The 17,355-nt window shown below is 62.2% G+C and carries 16 protein-coding genes, 2 tRNA genes and 1 pseudogene; 11 read left to right on the top strand and 8 right to left on the bottom strand.

Annotation, left to right across the window (positions count from 1 at the left end; translation table 11 throughout):
- Positions 1 to 95: 95 nt before the first annotated feature.
- From hisF to VC352_RS07575, 6 genes are all read right to left on the bottom strand, one after another.
- Positions 96 to 866 carry an imidazole glycerol phosphate synthase subunit HisF gene (gene hisF / locus VC352_RS07550; protein ID WP_004374000.1) on the bottom strand — a complete coding sequence of 257 codons (771 nt, stop codon included), beginning with the start codon at positions 864 to 866 and terminating at the stop codon, positions 96 to 98.
- Between the two features lie 75 nt (positions 867 to 941).
- A complete protein-coding gene (hisA, locus tag VC352_RS07555; RefSeq protein ID WP_322978966.1) occupies positions 942 to 1,679 on the bottom strand; it encodes a 1-(5-phosphoribosyl)-5-[(5-phosphoribosylamino)methylideneamino]imidazole-4-carboxamide isomerase in 738 nt (245 codons plus the stop codon).
- 40 nt (positions 1,680 to 1,719) lie between these two features.
- The gene (locus VC352_RS07560) at positions 1,720 to 1,974 is read right to left on the bottom strand and encodes a DUF2164 domain-containing protein (protein WP_275861311.1); all 255 of its coding nucleotides are present in this window, start codon (positions 1,972 to 1,974) and stop codon (positions 1,720 to 1,722) included.
- Positions 1,974 to 2,612 (bottom strand): imidazole glycerol phosphate synthase subunit HisH, encoded by a 639-nt coding sequence (hisH, locus tag VC352_RS07565; protein ID WP_322978967.1) that lies wholly within the window; start codon positions 2,610 to 2,612, stop codon positions 1,974 to 1,976. Before hisH ends, VC352_RS07560 begins: the two co-directional genes overlap by 1 nt.
- Positions 2,612 to 3,205, bottom strand: coding sequence for an imidazoleglycerol-phosphate dehydratase HisB (hisB, locus tag VC352_RS07570; protein WP_159970776.1), 594 nt, complete (start codon positions 3,203 to 3,205; stop codon positions 2,612 to 2,614). Before hisB ends, hisH begins: the two co-directional genes overlap by 1 nt.
- Positions 3,206 to 3,351: 146 nt before the next feature.
- On the bottom strand, positions 3,352 to 5,010 hold the full coding sequence (locus VC352_RS07575) for an OFA family MFS transporter (protein WP_322978968.1): 1,659 nt from the start codon (positions 5,008 to 5,010) through the stop codon (positions 3,352 to 3,354).
- A 425-nt stretch (positions 5,011 to 5,435) separates the two neighbouring features.
- On the opposite strand from VC352_RS07575, the gene VC352_RS07580 reads away from it, so the two are divergent.
- The 11 genes from VC352_RS07580 to VC352_RS07630 all read left to right on the top strand — a co-directional run bounded on the left by VC352_RS07580 (position 5,436) and on the right by VC352_RS07630 (position 15,346).
- On the top strand, positions 5,436 to 7,661 hold the full coding sequence (locus VC352_RS07580) for an AsmA family protein (RefSeq protein WP_322978969.1): 2,226 nt from the start codon (positions 5,436 to 5,438) through the stop codon (positions 7,659 to 7,661).
- Positions 7,658 to 8,725, top strand: coding sequence for an A/G-specific adenine glycosylase (gene mutY, locus VC352_RS07585; protein ID WP_322978970.1), 1,068 nt, complete (start codon positions 7,658 to 7,660; stop codon positions 8,723 to 8,725). Before VC352_RS07580 ends, mutY begins: the two co-directional genes overlap by 4 nt.
- Positions 8,722 to 8,994 carry an oxidative damage protection protein gene (locus VC352_RS07590; protein WP_013717633.1) on the top strand — a complete coding sequence of 91 codons (273 nt, stop codon included), beginning with the start codon at positions 8,722 to 8,724 and terminating at the stop codon, positions 8,992 to 8,994. Before mutY ends, VC352_RS07590 begins: the two co-directional genes overlap by 4 nt.
- A gap of 174 nt (positions 8,995 to 9,168) precedes the next feature.
- Positions 9,169 to 9,244, top strand: a tRNA-Phe gene (locus VC352_RS07595).
- 244 nt (positions 9,245 to 9,488) lie between these two features.
- The gene (locus VC352_RS07600) at positions 9,489 to 10,262 is read left to right on the top strand and encodes an ABC transporter ATP-binding protein (protein ID WP_322978971.1); all 774 of its coding nucleotides are present in this window, start codon (positions 9,489 to 9,491) and stop codon (positions 10,260 to 10,262) included.
- Positions 10,263 to 10,277: 15 nt separating this feature from the next.
- Positions 10,278 to 11,030 (top strand): ABC transporter substrate-binding protein, encoded by a 753-nt coding sequence (locus VC352_RS07605; protein WP_322978972.1) that lies wholly within the window; start codon positions 10,278 to 10,280, stop codon positions 11,028 to 11,030.
- A 197-nt stretch (positions 11,031 to 11,227) separates the two neighbouring features.
- Complete coding sequence (locus VC352_RS07610; RefSeq protein ID WP_322978973.1) at positions 11,228 to 11,923, top strand: ABC transporter permease; 696 nt, start codon at positions 11,228 to 11,230, stop codon at positions 11,921 to 11,923.
- The gene (locus VC352_RS07615) at positions 11,920 to 12,612 is read left to right on the top strand and encodes an ABC transporter permease (RefSeq protein ID WP_322978974.1); all 693 of its coding nucleotides are present in this window, start codon (positions 11,920 to 11,922) and stop codon (positions 12,610 to 12,612) included. Before VC352_RS07610 ends, VC352_RS07615 begins: the two co-directional genes overlap by 4 nt.
- A gap of 72 nt (positions 12,613 to 12,684) precedes the next feature.
- On the top strand, positions 12,685 to 13,902 hold the full coding sequence (locus VC352_RS07620) for a methyltransferase (protein WP_322978975.1): 1,218 nt from the start codon (positions 12,685 to 12,687) through the stop codon (positions 13,900 to 13,902).
- Positions 13,903 to 14,195: 293 nt separating this feature from the next.
- Positions 14,196 to 14,271: transfer RNA gene (locus tag VC352_RS07625), tRNA-Thr, on the top strand.
- Positions 14,272 to 14,962: 691 nt separating this feature from the next.
- Positions 14,963 to 15,346, top strand: a complete 384-nt coding sequence (locus VC352_RS07630; protein ID WP_322978976.1) for a DUF2513 domain-containing protein — start codon at positions 14,963 to 14,965, stop codon at positions 15,344 to 15,346.
- A 40-nt stretch (positions 15,347 to 15,386) separates the two neighbouring features.
- Here VC352_RS07630 and VC352_RS07635 read toward each other — a convergent pair whose 3' ends face one another.
- Together VC352_RS07635 and VC352_RS07640 are read right to left on the bottom strand one after the other, a co-directional pair.
- Positions 15,387 to 16,406: a phage portal protein gene (locus tag VC352_RS07635; protein ID WP_322978977.1), complete on the bottom strand. Its 1,020-nt coding sequence runs from the start codon at positions 16,404 to 16,406 to the stop codon at positions 15,387 to 15,389.
- A pseudogene (locus tag VC352_RS07640) lies at positions 16,406 to 17,344 on the bottom strand (terminase large subunit domain-containing protein); the annotation flags it as partial. The gene VC352_RS07635 and the pseudogene VC352_RS07640, both read right to left, overlap by 1 nt.
- Positions 17,345 to 17,355: the final 11 nt, after the last annotated feature.

Below are 17,355 nucleotides of genomic sequence, written 5' to 3' on the forward strand. Positions count from 1 at the left end.
AGCGTTCAGCCGACAGAATGCACTCGGCATATGACGAAATGCAGGGTGAGGAAACGATTCAGAGGCGCCCTGCACGCCTCTGAATACATGCAGCATCAACGCACCACGATACCGCGGCTGGCCAAGTAGGCCTTGGCTTCCGGCACGGTGTATTCGCCGAAGTGGAAGATGCTGGCGGCCAGCACCGCGTCGGCCTTGCCTTCGAGGATGCCGTCGGCCAGGTGCTGCAGGTTGCCGACACCACCGGAGGCGATCACCGGCACGCGCACGGCCTCGCTGATGGCGCGGGTCACGCCGAGGTCGTAGCCGCTCTTCACGCCGTCCTGATCCATGCTGGTCAGGAGGATCTCGCCGGCGCCCAGGCCTTCCATCTTGCGCGCCCACTCCACGGCATCCAGGCCGGTCGGCTTGCGCCCGCCGTGGGTGAAGATTTCCCAGCGGCCCGGCTCGCCCGGTGCGGACACGCGCTTGGCATCGATGGCAACGACGATGCACTGCGAACCGAAACGTGCAGCGGCCTCACCGACGAACTCAGGGTTGAACACGGCGGCGGTGTTGATCGACACCTTGTCGGCGCCGGCATTGAGCAGGTTGCGGATGTCCTGCACGGTGCGTACACCCCCGCCGACGGTCAGCGGGATGAACACCTGGCTGGCCATGCGTTCGACGGTGTGCAGCGTGGTATCACGGCCGTCGACGCTGGCGGTGATGTCGAGGAAGGTGATCTCGTCGGCGCCCTGCTCATCGTAGCGACGGGCGATCTCCACCGGATCACCGGCATCGCGGATATTCTCGAACTTGACGCCCTTGACCACGCGGCCGTTGTCCACGTCGAGGCAGGGGATGATGCGTTTAGCCAGTGCCATACGGAGCTCCGCAGGGTGGGTGCAACCCACCGATAAAGATTGCGTCAGTGGCGGCGGGTTTCACCCGCCCTACGGTTAACCCTTGTAGGAATCGCAGAAACTCTGCGCTTCGGCCACATCCAGGGTGCCTTCATAGATGGCACGGCCGGTGATGGCGCCGATGATGCCGGGCGAGCGCGCCAGCAGCAATTTCTCGATGTCGCCGAGGTTGTGGATACCGCCGGAAGCGATCACCGGAATCTTGCTGGCAGCAGCCAGCGCGGCGGTGGCTTCGACGTTGCAGCCCTGCATCATGCCGTCTTTGGCGATGTCGGTATAAACGATGGCCGACACACCGTCAGCCTCGAAACGCTTGGCCAGGTCGGTGGCCTGCACGCTGGAGACTTCCGCCCAGCCGTCGGTGGCGACGAAACCGTCCTTGGCGTCCAGGCCGACGATCACCTTACCGGGGAAGGCCTTGCACGCCTCGGTGACGAACTCGGGCTCTTTCACCGCCTTGGTGCCGATGATCACGTAGCTGACGCCGGCGCGCACGTAGTGCTCGATGGTCTCCAGGGTACGGATGCCGCCGCCGATCTGAATCGGCAGGTTCGGGTAGCGCTTGGCGATGGCGGTGACCACTTCGCCGTTGACTGGCTGACCTTCGAAGGCGCCGTTGAGATCGACCAGGTGCAGACGACGGCAGCCGCCTTCGACCCACTTGGCAGCCATGCTCACCGGGTCATCGGAGAATACGGTGGAGTCTTCCATACGGCCCTGGCGCAGACGCACACAGGCACCGTCCTTGAGATCGATAGCGGGGATAATCAGCATCGGTTGAACCTGCTCAAGTCTTGAAAACGAAAAAGAAGGGTCAGCTCTTTTCGAGCGCCCAGAGGTCGCTCTCGATGCTGTCGAACCTGTCTTTCAGGTGCGCCTGCACGTCGAGAATCGCCTTGTTGTAGTAGTGCGGTGCCAGCTCACGGGTGATCAGGTCGAGCACTTCCTGCACCTCGAAGGTACCCAACTCCAGCTCGAAGCGCTCATCGAGAAAGCGCTGCAGCACCAGTAGCGCGGCCTGCTCTTGGGCAGGCTCCAGCGCCAGGCTCGGCACCTTGGTGCGGGCCATTACCAGCGGCCGTCCCAGGCGACGAAGTTCTGCAGCAGTTGCAGGCCGTGGGTATGGCTCTTCTCCGGGTGGAACTGCACGGCGAAACGCGAGCCTTCCGCCAGCGCGGCGGCGAAGTCCTTGCCGTAGTGACCGCGACCGACCACCTGCTGCGGCTTGCCGGCCTCGATGTAGTAGCTGTGCACGAAATAGAAGCGCGCGTGGTCGGGAATGTCATGCCACAGCGGGTGTTTCACCGCCTGTGCCACTTCGTTCCAGCCCATGTGCGGCACCTTGAGGCGTTCGCCGTCCTCTGCCAGATCCTTGCCGAAGAAACGCACCTGGCCGGGAAACAGGCCGATGCAATCGACACCGTCGTTCTCCTCGCTGCGCTCGAGCAATGCCTGCATGCCGACGCAGATGCCGAGGAACGGACGGTCGGCGCTGACTTCACGCACCAGCTCATCGAAGCCCAGGCGCTTGATCTCGGCCATGCAGTCGCGGATCGCGCCAACGCCGGGGAACACTACTCGGTCAGCCTCGCGGATCACCTTGGCGTCCGAGGTCACCAGCACGCGGCCGGCGCCGACATGCTCCAGCGCCTTGGCCACCGAGTGCAGGTTGCCCATGCCATAGTCGATGACGGCTACGGTCTGCATCAGAGGGTTCCCTTGGTCGACGGCATCTGCCCGGCCATGCGCGGGTCGAGTTCGACGGCCATGCGCAGGGCACGACCGAAGGCCTTGAACACGGTCTCGATCTGGTGGTGGGTGTTGTGCCCACGCAGGTTGTCGATGTGCAGGCTGACCTGGGCGTGGTTGACGAAGCCCTGGAAGAACTCCTGGAACAGGTCGACATCGAAGCCGCCGACCACCGCGCGAGTGAATGGCACGTGCATCTGCAGGCCCGGGCGACCGGAGAAATCGATCACCACGCGCGACAGCGCTTCGTCCAGCGGCACGTAGGAGTGGCCGTAGCGGGTCATGCCCTTCTTGTCGCCGACGGCCTTGGCGAAAGCCTGGCCGAGGGTGATGCCGACGTCCTCGACGGTGTGGTGGTCGTCGATATGCAGGTCGCCCTTGCAGTAGATATCCAGGTCGATCAGGCCATGGCGGGCGATCTGGTCGAGCATGTGCTCGAGGAAGGGCACGCCAATATCGAACTTGGCCTTGCCAGTACCATCCAGGTTGATCGAAACCTTGATCTGGGTTTCCAGGGTGTTGCGCTCGACGGATGCCGTACGTTCGGCCATCACCAGCTCCACGAATTGCCAACGGAAAAAGGCCAGCATTATAGGCGTGCCGCGGGCGCAACGGCTACCGGCGATGGTCGGACGGCCAGAATGAAAAAGCCCGTGCAGGCGCGGAGCCGGCACGGGCTTTTTGCAGAAACGCGGCGTTACTGGAACAGCACGACGGTCTTCTGCAGGGTGATCCACACACCCCAGGCCAGCGGAATGCCCACCACCAGCCAGGCAGCGATCACCAGCGGCTTGCTCGACGGGTCAGCCGACCACTCCAGCTCGCTCGCAGCCGGTGCCGACTTCTCGCCATGGGCGCGCTCGGCGGCCAGCTCGGACTCGCTCATGAAGTACTTGGCGGCCACCGGACGCACCAGGGCGTTGCAGATGAAGCCCAGCACCAGCAGGCCGGAGAGAATGTACAGGGTGATGTCGTAGGCCGCAGCCTTCTCCACACCAATGCTCAGTTGGTACTCGCGCAGGTAGTTGACCAGCACCGGACCGAGCACGCCAGCTACGGCCCAGGCAGTCAGCAGACGACCATGGATCGCGCCGACCATCTGCGTGCCGAACAGGTCGGCCAGGTAGGCTGGCACCGTGGCGAAGCCGCCGCCGTACATCGACAGGATGATGCAGAAGGCCAGCACGAACAGCGCCAGGCTACCCAGGTGAGCGAGCATCGGCACCGAAGCATAGAGCGCCAGGCCCAGGCCGAAGAACACGAAGTAGGTGCCCTTGCGACCGATGAAGTCCGAGCAGGAGGCCCAGAAGAAGCGACCACCGATGTTGAACAGGCTGAGCAGGCCGGTGAAGCCCGCCGCGATGGCGGCGATCTGCGCGAGCTGAGCCGCATCGAGCTGATTGAAGCTCAGGTCGACACCGATCAGCTTGCCGGCGAAGACTTCCTGCAGCAGCGGCGAAGCCATGCCGATGATGCCGATGCCAGCCGATACGTTAAGGCACAGTACGGCCCAGACCAGCCAGAATTGCGGCGTTTTCAGCGCGGTATCGACGTGCACGTGGCCCTTGGTGATCATCGCGTTGTTGGCCTTGGCTGCTGGCGCAGTCCAGCCTGCCGGTTTCCAGCCGGTTGGCGGCACGCGGTAAGCCAGAGCACCACCCATCATGAAGATGAAGTAGATCACCGCCATGACCACGAAGCTCTGCCATACGCCGACGCTTTCCGGCGTGGCGAAGTGGTTCATCAGCATCGCTGCCAGCGGAGCGCCGACCATCGCGCCACCGCCGAAGCCCATGATCGCCATGCCGGTCGCCATGCCGCGCTTGTCCGGGAACCATTTGATCAGGGTCGATACAGGCGAGATGTAGCCCAGGCCGAGACCGATACCACCGATCACGCCAGAGCCCAGCCACAGCATCCAGATCTGGTGGGTATAGATGCCCAACGCAGAAATCATCAGGCCACCGCACCAGCACAGCGCCGAAACCACACCGGCTTTGCGCGGGCCGGCATGTTCCAGCCAGCCACCCCAGATGGCGGCCGAGCAGCCGAGGAAGACGAAGAACAGGGTGTAGATCCAGCCGAGCATGGAAATCTGCCAGTCGCAGTTGCTGGCGAAGATTTGCTCGAAGAAGCTCATTTCCGGTGCACAAGCCGTGGCAGCGGTGATACCGACAGCCTTGGACAGCGGCAGCCAGAATACCGAGAAGCCATAGGCCATGCCGATACAGAGGTGGATAGCGAGGGCGGCTGGCGGAACCAGCCAACGGTTGAAACCGGGTCGAGCGATGATACGTTCCTTAGACAGGAACGCAGGCTTCGCCGCGGCGCCGTCCAATGCAAGGGCGTCAGTCATAGCAGAGTCTCTTTTTGTGGTTGCAGACAAAGGCGCACGCGACAACGGTCCGGCGCCAAAGTTTGCGAAGAGTAGCACCAAGGCGCGACAAAACGCCGCGCCGCCCATGAATTTTTTAGTTTTCTTTGCACGTTCAGCGCCATTTCGACAACTTTCGAAAGCCCGACTCTATTGAATGATAGAGCCCGTCGATTTAACACGCCGCAGCAACACCCCGAAGCATCGCCAAAACCAAGCGCAGCACACTGAGCCTAGACCACTTCAGCAACGCCAGCGCGCGGAACCGCCAGCCAGTGGATCGATCAAAAACCTACCCACCTGCCAGGCGCTCGACTGCCGCAGGCCATTTAGCGGGCGGGTCGCCAGGGCGCTGTGACGCTATACTCGGCGCCCGTTATTCCAGCCATCGAAACAAGGACTCGTCCATGAAAGCGCTCGGCAAGATCCTGGGCCTCTTCCTTCTCGGATTGCTGCTGATAGTAGTGGCGCTGTTGTTCGCCCTTACGCATCTGTTCGACCCCAACGATTATAAGGACGAGATCCGCCAGATCGCGCACGACAAGGCCAACCTCGACCTGCAACTCAAGGGCGATATCGGCTGGAGCCTGTTCCCCTGGCTCGGCCTGGAACTGACCGACGCCACCCTGGCCAGTGCCGAGACGCCGGACAAACCCTTCGCTGACCTGCGCATGATCGGCCTTTCCGTGCGGGTGATGCCGCTACTGCGCAAGGAAGTGCAGATGAGCGACATCCGCGTCGACGGTCTCAACCTCAGCCTGCAGCGTGACGCCAAGGGCCACGGCAACTGGGAAGGCGTCGGCCGCCCGGCCAAGGCCGCCACAGACACCTCGCAGCCCGGCGAACAACCCGCCGTGGCCGACACCCCCGGCACTGAGCAAGCCAGCAAACCCGCAAGCCAGCCACTCAAGCTGGATATCGACAGCCTGACCCTGAGCAACTCGCGCATCGACTACGACGACGCGCAGAAAGGCCAGCAATTCACCGTCGAGAACATCGAGCTGAAAACCGGGGCGATTCGTGAAGGCGCCAGCATTCCGGTCAAATTCAGTGCCTTCTTCGGTACCAACCAGCCCGTGCTGCGCGCACGCAGTGAAGTGGAAGGCTCGCTGCGCTTCGACCGCGCCCTCAAGCGCTACCAGTTCGAAGACCTCAAGCTGGCCGGCGAAGCCTCGGGCGAGCCCCTCAAGGGCAAGACCCTGAATTTCTCCGCGCAGGGCCAGTTGCTGCTCGACCAGGCCGCCAATATCGCCGAATGGAACGGCCTCAAGCTCTCCGCCAACCAGTTGCGCGCCCTGGGCGAACTCAAGGTGCGCGAGCTGGACAAGGACGCCAAGCTCGCCGGTGGCATCTCCATCGCCTCACTCAACCTGCGTGAATTCCTCGACGGCATCGGCATCGAACTGCCCGCCATGCGTGACGCAAACAGCCTCAACCAGTTCGAACTGGTCAGCCGCCTGAATGGCTCCAGCAAGGGGCTGATGCTGGAAAACCTCGACCTCAAACTCGACGGCAGCACCTACAGCGGCAGCCTTGGGGTCAGTGACTTCAGCCAACAGGCACTGCGCGCCGACCTCAAGGGCGACAAGCTCGACCTCGACCGCTACCTGCCGCCCAAGAGCAAGGACAGCGCCGCCGCTGCACGCCAGTCCGAGGTCAAGGAAAGCATCGCCAACGCCGGCGCCAACGGCACCACACCGCTGCCCAACGCACCAACCCAGCAGGCTTGGAGCGACGAGAAAGTGCTGCCCATCGATCGCCTGCGCAGCCTCGACCTGCAACTGGCGTTGAGCCTGGGCCAACTGACCTACGACCAGCAGCCCTTCACCGACGTCAGCCTCAAGGCCAACGGCAGTGGCGGCCTGATCACCCTGGAAGAAGCGCGCGGCAAACTGCAGGGCGGCAGCTTCGTCGGCAGCGGGCGCATCGACGTCCGTCAGGCCGAGCCGATGCTCAGCATCGAGAAGCGCCTCAGCCGCATCCCCGTCGAGCCCTTTCTCAAGAAGGACGATCAGCCCTCGCCGATTCGCGGCCTGCTTGATCTGGATGCCAAGTTCAACACCCGTGGCAACAGCCAGAAGGCCTGGATCGAAGCGCTCAACGGCAACGCCAGCTTCGTGCTCAACGATGGCGTCCTGGTCGATGCCAACCTCGAGCAGCAACTGTGCCGTGGCATCGCCACCCTCAATCGCAAGGATCTGAGCAATCCGCCGACCGGTAAGGACACCCCCTTCCGCGAGCTCAAGGGCAGCATGAGCGTACGCGACGGTGTGGCCCACACCCCGGATCTGGCCGCGCAGATACCGGGCCTGGCGGTCAGTGGCAATGGCGACCTCGACCTGCGCGTGCTCGGCCTCGACTACAAGGTCGGTATCACCATCGAAGGCGACCAGCGCGAAATGCCCGACCCGGCCTGCCAGGTCAACGAGCGCTATGTCGGCATCGAGTGGCCGCTGCGCTGCCGTGGCCCGCTGGAGCTGGGCGCCAAGGCCTGCCGCCTGGATCAGGACGGCCTGGGCAAGATCGCCGCACGCCTGGCCGGCAACAAGCTGACCGAGAAGCTGGAAGAAAAGCTCGGCGACAAGGTCAGCCCGGAACTGAAAGACGCACTCAAGGGCCTGTTCAACCGATGAGTCCCGAGCAATTCAACGGCGCCGTGCTGGCCTGGTACGACCAGCACGGGCGCAAGGATCTGCCCTGGCAGCAGAACATCACCCCGTATCGCGTCTGGGTCTCGGAGATCATGCTGCAGCAGACCCAGGTCAGCACCGTGCTCGGCTACTTCGACCGTTTCATGGCCGCACTCCCCACGGTGAAAGACCTGGCCGAAGCGCCGGAAGACGAAGTGCTGCACCTGTGGACGGGCCTGGGCTACTACACCCGCGCCCGCAACCTGCAGAAGACCGCGCAGATCATCATGCGCGAGCATGGCGGCGAATTTCCGCGCAGCGTCGAAGCGCTCGCCGAGCTACCCGGCATCGGCCGCTCCACCGCCGGTGCCATCGCCAGCCTGAGCATGGGCGTGCGCGCGCCGATCCTCGACGGCAACGTCAAGCGCGTACTGGCGCGCTACGTGGCGCAGGAGGGCTATCCGGGCGAACCGAAAGTGGCCAAGCAACTGTGGGACGTGGCCGAGCGCCTCACCCCGCACGAGCGCGTCAACCACTACACCCAGGCGATGATGGATCTCGGCGCCACTCTCTGCACCCGCAGCAAGCCCACCTGCCTGCTGTGCCCAGTGCGCAGCGGCTGCCAGGCCCATCTGCTCGGCCTGGAGATTCGCTACCCGATCCCCAAGCCGCGCAAGACACTGCCGCAGAAACGCACCCTGATGCCGATTCTGGTCAACGAGTCCGGCGACATCCTACTCTATCGCCGCCCGACCACTGGCCTGTGGGGTGGGCTGTGGAGCCTGCCGGAACTGGACGATCTCGCCCAGCTCGACGACCTCGCCGGGCAGCAACGACTGAGCCTCGGCGAACGCCGCGAACTGGAAGGCCTGACCCACACCTTCAGCCACTTCCAGCTAGCCATCGAACCCTGGCTGATCGAGGCCACCGAGCAGCCCGGCCGCGTGGCCGAGGCCGACTGGCTCTGGTATAACCTCGCCACCCCGCCGCGCCTGGGCCTCGCCGCCCCGGTGAAGAAGCTGCTGAAACGCGCGGCGCAAGCCATTACTGCTGGAGAACCGACATGACCCGCACCGTACAGTGCCGCAAATACAAACAGGAACTGCCCGGCCTGGATCGCGCGCCCTACCCCGGCCCCAAGGGTGAAGACATCTTCGCCAACGTTTCCAAGCAAGCCTGGGACGAATGGCAGAAGCACCAGACCATGCTGATCAACGAGCGTCGGCTGAACATGATGAACGCCGAGGATCGCAAGTTCCTCCAGGCCGAGATGGACAAGTTCCTCTCCGGCGAGGAATACGCCCAGGCCGAAGGCTACGTGCCACCGAGCGAATAAGTATGCCTGTGGGAGGGGCTTTAGCCGCGACAACCGCCGCATATCCATGCACGCAGCCCCGGCCCGCCCTCCCCGTTTCCTCCGCTCACGAACCTAAGCGCCCGAAATAATTAAATATTTTTCAAACCTGCGCTTGACACTGATCCTCCAAATCCGTCTAATAGCGCCCCGTTGGCCCAGGTAGCTCAGTTGGTAGAGCAGGGGATTGAAAATCCCCGTGTCGGCGGTTCGATTCCGTCCCTGGGCACCACCGATTGATTACAAAAAGCCTCAGCCACGTGCTGGGGCTTTTTGCTTTCTGCTCCCGGCAAATGTCCTGAGCCATTGTTTCGCTTGCGCGACAAGCAACTGCAGCCAGGCGACACCCTGACCGTGAAGAAAGCCACAGGCCAGCAAACGGCTTGGCGGTCACGGAAACGCTATGCTAGCTTGGCCGCCAGCCAGGACGGCCAGGCACGCCGGAGCGCTATCAAAGAAAAAGAGGATCTCATCCCATGGCCGAGGCGACGCCCGCGCTGGAAATCCGCAACCTGCACAAACGCTACGGCGATCTCGAAGTGCTCAAGGGTATTTCCCTGACGGCCAAAGACGGCGACGTCATCTCCATTCTCGGCTCCTCCGGCTCCGGCAAGTCCACCTTTCTGCGCTGCATCAACCTGCTGGAAAACCCGCACGAAGGGCAGATATTCGTCGCGGGCGAGGAGCTCAAGCTCAAGGCCGCGAAGAACGGTGATCTGGTCGCCGCCGACAATCAGCAGATCAACCGCCTGCGCAGCGAAATCGGCTTCGTCTTCCAGAATTTCAATCTCTGGCCGCATATGACGGTGCTCGACAACATCATCGAGGCACCACGTCGCGTGCTCGGCCAGAGCAAGGCCGAGGCCATCGAAGTGGCCGAAGCCCTGCTGGCCAAGGTCGGCATCGCCGACAAACGTCACGTCTATCCCAACCAGCTTTCCGGCGGTCAGCAGCAGCGCGCAGCGATTGCCCGCACGCTGGCCATGCAACCCAAGGTGATCCTGTTCGACGAACCGACTTCGGCGCTAGACCCGGAGATGGTACAAGAAGTGCTTAACGTGATTCGTGCACTCGCCGAGGAAGGTCGCACCATGCTGCTGGTGACCCATGAAATGAGCTTCGCTCGTCAGGTTTCCAGCGAGGTGGTGTTCCTGCACCAGGGCCTGGTCGAAGAGCAAGGCCCTCCCGCTCAGGTTTTTGACAACCCGCAATCGGCACGCTGTAAACAATTCATGTCCAGCAATCGATAACACGGAGCAAAACTAATGCAGAACTATAAAAAGATCCTGCTGGCCGCGGCCGCTACCCTGGCATTCGGCACCAGCGCGGTTGCCGCCGACAAGCTGAAGATCGGCACCGAAGGCGCCTACCCTCCCTTCAACCTGATCGACGCCAGCGGCAAGGCCACCGGCTTCGACGTGGAAATCGGTCAGGCGCTGTGCGCCAAGATGAAGGTCGAGTGTGACGTGGTCACCTCCGACTGGGACGGCATCATCCCGGCTCTGAACGCCAAGAAGTTCGACTTCCTGATCGCGTCCATGTCGATCACCGACGAGCGCAAGCAGGCCGTTGACTTCACCGATCCCTACTACACCAACAAGCTGCAGTTCATCGCCCCCAAAGGCGCTGACTTCAAGACCGACAAGGACAGCCTCAAGGGCAAGGTGATCGGCGCCCAGCGCTCCACCATCGCCGGCACCTGGCTGGAAGAGAACCTCGACGGTATCGTCGATATCAAGCTCTATGACACACAGGAAAACGCCTACCTGGATCTCGCTTCCGGTCGCGTCGATGGCGTGCTGGCCGATAAGTTCGTGAACTGGGAATGGCTCAAGAGCGATGCTGGCAAGGACTTCGAGTTCAAGGGTGAGCCGGTCTTCGACAACGACAAGATCGGCATTGCCGTGCGCAAGAACGATCCGCTGCGCGAGAAGCTCAACGCTGCTCTGAAGGAAATCGTCGCCGACGGTACCTACAAGCAGATCAACGACAAGTACTTCCCGTTCAGCATCTACTGATCCTGACCCAGGTGCCCCGCGAGGGCATCCCGGATCGCCCGCACGCAGCCATCGGCACGCGGTTGGTGTAGATGATCGGTGTGCCGCTCGCCTCAGGCGGGCGGCACCGCCAAATCAGCTACTCCGCGCGATGCAGGTGCGACGGGCTTACCGGGTGCTCCAGATGGCCACCACTGCCTCCGACCAGACTAACGATCATGATTTTTGACCTGCATGGCTTCGGCAACCAGCTTGCCGAAGGCACGCTCATGACCATCAAGCTCTCGCTGGCTGCCGTCTCGATCGGCCTGCTGCTGGGCTTGCTTGGCGCCATTGCCAAGACTTCGCGCTTCCGCGCCCTGCGTGCGCTGGGGACGCTCTATACCACGCTGGTTCGCGGCGTTCCGGAAACGCTGTGGGTGCTCATGGTCTACTTCGGCACCGTCAGCGGCCTCAATGCACTGGGCGCGCCGTTCGGTTATCCCGACCTGGCGCTGTCGCCCTTCGCCGCTGGCACCTGCGCCCTGGCCCTGTGCTTCGGCGCCTATGCCACGGAAGTGCTGCGCGGCGCCTTGCTGGCCATTCCCAAGGGTCATCGTGAAGCGGGCCAGACCCTTGGTTTGTCCTCGTTTCGCATCTTCTGGCGCATCATCCTGCCGCAGGTCTGGCGTATCGCCCTGCCCGGCCTGGGCAACCTGTACCTGGTGCTGCTCAAGGACACCGCGCTGGTTTCGCTGATCTCTCTCGACGAGATCATGCGTAAGGCCAGTATCGCCTCCAACGCCACCAAGGAACCCTTCACCTTCTACCTGGCGGCGGCGCTCATCTACCTGAGCCTGACCGTCGTGGCGATGACCATCATGCACCTGGCGGAAAAACGCGTGAGCCAGGGCTTCACGAGGAACGAGCTATGAGCGAGTGGGAACTGCTCGCCAAATGGACGCCCAAGATGCTCGAGGGCGCCCTGCTCACCCTCGAACTGCTGGGGCTTTCGGCCATCATCGGTCTGATTCTCGCCGTGCCGCTGGGTATCGCCCGCGCATCCCGGCACTGGTACGTGCGCGCCCTGCCCTACGGCTACATCTTCTTCTTCCGCGGTACCCCGCTGCTGCTGCAACTGGCGCTGGTGTACTACGGGCTGGCGCAGTTCGAGGCGGTGCGCAAGAGCATGCTCTGGCCCTACCTGCGTGACCCGTTCTTCTGCACCCTGCTGGCGATGTCGCTGCACACGGCGGCCTATATCGCCGAGATCCTGCGCGGCGCCATCCACGCGATCCCCAAGGGGGAGGTGGAAGCTGCACGTTCGCTGGGCATGTCACGCAAGCAGGCACTGTTTTTCATCATCCTGCCACGCGCCACGCGCATCGCCCTGCCGGCTTACAGCAACGAGGTCATCCTCATGCTCAAGGCCAGCGCCGTGGTCTACACCGTGACGCTGTACGACCTGATGGGCATGGCCAAGACCATCGCCGCGAAGAACTACCAGTACATGCTGTTCTTCTGCTACGCCGGCCTCTTCTACTTGCTCATCACCCTGGTGCTGACTCTGCTGTTCCGCCGCCTGGAACGCTGGCTGCGCGTCGACGCCTGCCAGGGCCGCTGATGACCATGGGCCGTCGACGCTCGACGGCCCATGACATGACTCCCGCTCCTAGATCTCGCCGCGTTGTGCCCCATGTCCGAGCCCATCCTCCAAGGCACCGCACTGCTCGAGCGCTTTCAGGTGCTCGATGACTTTCTCGTCGAGCATCAGGCGCTCTGGCGTCCCAGGCCGTTCACCTGCCTGCAATTGCCTTGGGAAGCCGACTGGCCGGAGCTGGCCGCCTGGCTGCGCAGCCGCACGCTGGAACAAGCCGAGGCCGACCATGGCCAGCCCTGTGCACTCCTCGCGCCAGCACCTTTCCCGCATTGGGCGCAGCGCGCACGCGAGCTAAGCAACCTCGGCCAGTTGCCACAACTGATCAGCGCAAGACCACGAACAGCCCAGCAGATCACGGCCATTCCCGGCCGCAAGTTGCAGCAGATCGAGGCCTTCGCCGCCTGCCTGCAATTTGCCAAAGCGCCTCGGCACTGGCTCGACTGGTGTTCGGGCAAAGGCCATCTGGGACGCTGGCTGACCCGTGACGGGCAGGCCCTCACCTGCCTGGAATACGACCCACTGCTGGTCGAAGCCGGCAACGCCATCAGCTCCCGACTCGGTATCGAGGCCCAGCACCTGTGCCAGGACGTCATGGCCGAAGATGCCGTCGCGCGGCTACAACCGGAGCACAGCCCGGTAGCCCTGCATGCCTGCGGCGATCTGCACATGCGCCTGCTGCAACTGGCCAGCGTCAAGGGCTGCGCTCACTTGGCGGTCGCCCCCTGCTGCTACAACCGCATCGCCGCGCCGCAGTACCAGCCATTGTCAGGTGCCGCGCAGGCGTCCGCCCTGCAACTGTCGCGCGACGACCTCGGCCTGCCGCTGAGCGAAACCGTCACCGCCGGGGCCCGGGTCAAACGCCAGCGTGATCGCTCGATGGCCTGGCGCCTGGCCTTCGACCTGCTGCAACGCCGCCTGCGAGGCAGCGACCAGTACCTGCCCACCCCCTCGCTCGCCAGCGAATGGTTCGACAAGTCTTTCACCGAATTCTGTCGCGATCTGGCCACCCTGCGCGGCGTCCCCGCACCAGGCGAGCAAGATTGGGACAGCCTGCAAACACAAGGCTGGCAACGCCTGGCCGAAGTGCGCAACCTGGAACTGGTACGCAACCTGTTCCGCCGCCCGCTCGAGCTCTGGCTGCTGCTCGACCGCGCGCTCTATCTGCAGGAACAGGGTTACCAGGTGCGTCTGGGGCATTTCTGTGAATACCGCCTGAGCCCGCGCAATCTGCTTCTGCTGGCCGAACGCCCCTGAGTTGCACACAGAAGCTGTGGATAACTCTGTTGATCTTTTCTGGGCAAATGCCTGCGGCGACCTGATACAGCGCCTCGCCGACAACTGGTCATTTTCTAGACAGCCGTCGCAACATCAATGAAAACAATCACTTGCGAAAAACAGTGATCTATCGCACAGCCTTTGTGCAACCTGCTTCAACTTGCATTCCAATTGTGCATAAACATTCGCCCCCTGATAGCCGAGGCGAAAATAACCAAGACGATCATGGCTTTACTGGGGCCGACGAATGGATATAATGGCGCCCCACTTAGGCCGGTATAGCTCAGCTGGTAGAGCAACTGACTTGTAATCAGTAGGTCCCGGGTTCGACTCCTGGTGCCGGCACCATATTCCCCAAGGGCTCCAGCCACCCGACGGCTGATGCTGACGCGACCCAACGTAACAAGCCGCGTAACAAGCTGCCCTCTAACGCGTATGCGCGCACACCTGTAGCGCCTGGGAAAATCTCAGGTACTGGGGGTGGTCTGTAGAAAGAGTAATTTCTGTAATCTGCCTGTGGAAAACGGCGCAAAGCATTGAATCCGCTAGCGTTTCCATCGATCCGCAGAGGTAACCTTTAAGTAACATGAAGGTAATCTAATTACTTTTCTAAAAGGTGATTTTCTGATTCTAAAAAATCCTTATAAATCAGGCTCTTGCAGAAAAATTACTTTTCTAGTTACCTCAAGATTACCCCTCTTTGTAATCTCCAAAGCCCCGAATTGCGCGGGCTCCAGCCATGTCCCTCTGCAAGATTGCGGAAATTACTCTTTCTCAAAATAGGCCCCTATCCCTGAAGCGGGACAGTTGCAGCTGGGCACCCTGAAAAACGCCCTGTGTGCAGGGTTTCGCAGGGTTTCCATCGGCCCCCATACCTGCCCGAGGCTCAGCTACTGCGCTTCCTGGAGAGGCTCGCAGGGGTGAAGAAAAAGCACCCTATTTAGACCGGGGGCGTGGAGTGGGGACGAGGGCGCGCGCCGGGTGCCAATGCCTTCCCGATCCCATAGACTTGAGGTCCACCGTTGATCTGGGGAAAGCAATGAAGCGAGATATGGGATTGATACGGTTGCTGCTACTCAAACTCGAGGAGATTGATCAGGACGGCCGAAGCATCTACCACTTCGTCGAAGGCGATATTCAGCTGGAGGGTTATAGCTGGGACGAGATCGAGTACCACTACGATCTCGCTGACGAAGCAGGACTCGTTGACATGGGTGGGAACGGCGTCATGAACGGCATTCTATTCAGGCGACTGACCTGGGCAGGTCATGACTTTGTTGATGCAGTGAGAGATGAAGAAATCTGGAGGAAGACCAAGGAAGGAGCACTGGCGGCTGGTGGAATCAGCATCGATTTGGTGAAAGATCTTGCCAAGGGATTCGTACGCAAGAACATTGAGAAACTCACCGGCATTGAGCTCTAAAAAGCCGCCTCATGGGCGGCTTGGTGCATCTGCGTTGCAGTCAGCTTGCGGCACTGGTGGGTAGCTCGTAGGGGCTGAACCTCACCACCTCTTCACCCAGCCAATCGTTGATCTGCATGAGCCTGGCTTGTACTGGCTCCAGCTCGTTGACTGCCCACACCTGGGCGGCCTCACGGATCGAACCGAACCCCCCGGCGTTTTGCGGTACCACGCCCATCAGTTGCGGCGGGATGCGCAGCATGGCGAGCTGGTCATCGCGGCTGATGTTCTTGATGGCGCCAAAGTCATCCTTGGCCGCCACCTCGCTGATCGGAATCAGCTGGATGCCGTCCTTTTTGCCGTTCGGCGCGTACATGAACAGGTTACGGAAGTTGCCCGGCCCCTTGCTGTCGCGCATCGCCTTGCGCAGGTCCTTGACGTAATTCTCGTCGAAGGCAGCGTCGGTCATGTACAGGATGAAACCCGCGTGCGATCCGTTGGCGAAATACTTGCGCCGGAACAGCGTAGCAGCCTCATTCAGTAGCGCGCTCTGCAGGCCCGGCAGCCACTCCGGCAGCCCATAAATCTCCTGATTGATGTCAGCTTCCCGAAGGTGACACACGCTGCCTCGCTTGAACTCGTGTTCGTCTTTCCAGCCCCGCACCTGGTAGTAGGTATCGAGCTCCACCCCGCGCCGCATGTACTTGGCCAGGCATGGCAACAGCCCCAGGGCCTGCCTGAGCATGTTGTTGCGCTTCTCCAGGTACAGATTGCCCGACCACCCCCAGTCCGTGACGATCTGCTCGAAGGCCGCCCGACTCAACAGCTTGTGCGGAATGAACGTGCGAGACAGCGCGTTGCGCTTGAACACCAGGGCAGACGGCAGATAGACGCCCGCTTTCGACGCCTTCGCCAGGTTGTCCAGCGAGACGGGCGGCTCGTACCAGCGACCGTTGGCATAGCACTCCAGATAATCCAGGAAGTCACGCCCATCGAGCACCGCCGTAGGCTCACCGAAGGTAAAGGCCATGCCGCCCGGCACGCTGGCGGCCGGCAGCTCAGTGATTGTCTCGTTGCTCATCAATAGAACTCCATAACGCCCGTATTGGCTGCCGTCTGGCCTTCCAGGGGCTCGTTGTGCAAAGCGTGGAACAGCGCCCACGCCAGATCGGCGTGGCCCGTGTTGTCGTTGCGACCGGCGGTGTAGGTGAACTGCCGCCCGCCCGGCGTGACCGTCTTGCGAATCGCCATCAGCGACTGCGCCATGTCCGTCCAGCCGGCGTCGAACTCAAGGCGCCCCTGGCTGATCACATGCCACGCCTTCATCACCAGGCGCGTCTTCACCTCGGGGCTGTAGCTGAACGTCGTCAGGCCTGGGAAGAACTGGCGCACCAACTGCGCCACGGCGCTGCCGATGCCAGTGGTATCAATGCCGATATAGGTCACCCAATAGCGCTGGGTGACCTTCTGAATCGTCCTGGCCTGGCTGTCGAAGTCCATGCCCTTGAACTGGTGCCGCTCCAGGATGCGGAATTTCCCACCCGGTACCGCCGGCGGTGCCACCACCACCAGGCCGGCCGAGTCGCCGCTCTCCGCAGGGTCATAGCCAAGCCACACTTGGCGCGAGCCAAACGGGCGCATCTCCAGCGGTTTGAAGTCATCCCAGTCAACCCAGCTATCCACCATCCCGCTCTGCAGCATGCTCAGCGGGAAGATGCTCGCCCCATCGTCGACGAACTGGCACATCAACAGATTCTGGAACGCCGCCGCGTCGTACTCGCGCCGCAGCTCGTCGATATCGAACAGGTCGCAGCCTCGGTCGGCCGCATCCAGAATCGTCACGATCTGGCGCCAGATGCTGTCCTCGCACAGCCGGCCCTGCTGCAGCTCAGCGTGGCTCACATCCAGGTTAATATGCTCGGCAGACGGCTTGCCCTTGTTGAACCGCTCACCCGTCCAGAACGGATAGGCCTCATGCGCCATGCTGCTCGGTGTCGAGAAGTACGTCCGGCGAAGCGTCCATTGAAGAC

The sequence above is a fragment of the Pseudomonas sp. C11 genome, from assembly GCF_034683865.1.
Classification (GTDB): Bacteria; Pseudomonadota; Gammaproteobacteria; order Pseudomonadales; family Pseudomonadaceae; genus Aquipseudomonas.

Bases quoted from the DNA above. Each gene is read 5' to 3' on its own strand.
- hisF (WP_004374000.1), bottom strand. From the start codon at position 866: ATGGCACTGGCTAAACGCATCATCCCCTGCCTCGACGTGGACAACGGC.
- hisA (WP_322978966.1), bottom strand. From the start codon at position 1,679: ATGCTGATTATCCCCGCTATCGATCTCAAGGACGGTGCCTGTGTGCGT.
- VC352_RS07560 (WP_275861311.1), bottom strand. From the start codon at position 1,974: ATGGCCCGCACCAAGGTGCCGAGCCTGGCGCTGGAGCCTGCCCAAGAG.
- hisH (WP_322978967.1), bottom strand. From the start codon at position 2,612: ATGCAGACCGTAGCCGTCATCGACTATGGCATGGGCAACCTGCACTCG.
- hisB (WP_159970776.1), bottom strand. From the start codon at position 3,205: ATGGCCGAACGTACGGCATCCGTCGAGCGCAACACCCTGGAAACCCAG.
- VC352_RS07575 (WP_322978968.1), bottom strand. From the start codon at position 5,010: ATGACTGACGCCCTTGCATTGGACGGCGCCGCGGCGAAGCCTGCGTTC.
- VC352_RS07580 (WP_322978969.1), top strand. From the start codon at position 5,436: ATGAAAGCGCTCGGCAAGATCCTGGGCCTCTTCCTTCTCGGATTGCTG.
- mutY (WP_322978970.1), top strand. From the start codon at position 7,658: ATGAGTCCCGAGCAATTCAACGGCGCCGTGCTGGCCTGGTACGACCAG.
- VC352_RS07590 (WP_013717633.1), top strand. From the start codon at position 8,722: ATGACCCGCACCGTACAGTGCCGCAAATACAAACAGGAACTGCCCGGC.
- VC352_RS07600 (WP_322978971.1), top strand. From the start codon at position 9,489: ATGGCCGAGGCGACGCCCGCGCTGGAAATCCGCAACCTGCACAAACGC.
- VC352_RS07605 (WP_322978972.1), top strand. From the start codon at position 10,278: ATGCAGAACTATAAAAAGATCCTGCTGGCCGCGGCCGCTACCCTGGCA.
- VC352_RS07610 (WP_322978973.1), top strand. From the start codon at position 11,228: ATGATTTTTGACCTGCATGGCTTCGGCAACCAGCTTGCCGAAGGCACG.
- VC352_RS07615 (WP_322978974.1), top strand. From the start codon at position 11,920: ATGAGCGAGTGGGAACTGCTCGCCAAATGGACGCCCAAGATGCTCGAG.
- VC352_RS07620 (WP_322978975.1), top strand. From the start codon at position 12,685: ATGTCCGAGCCCATCCTCCAAGGCACCGCACTGCTCGAGCGCTTTCAG.
- VC352_RS07630 (WP_322978976.1), top strand. From the start codon at position 14,963: ATGAAGCGAGATATGGGATTGATACGGTTGCTGCTACTCAAACTCGAG.
- VC352_RS07635 (WP_322978977.1), bottom strand. From the start codon at position 16,406: ATGAGCAACGAGACAATCACTGAGCTGCCGGCCGCCAGCGTGCCGGGC.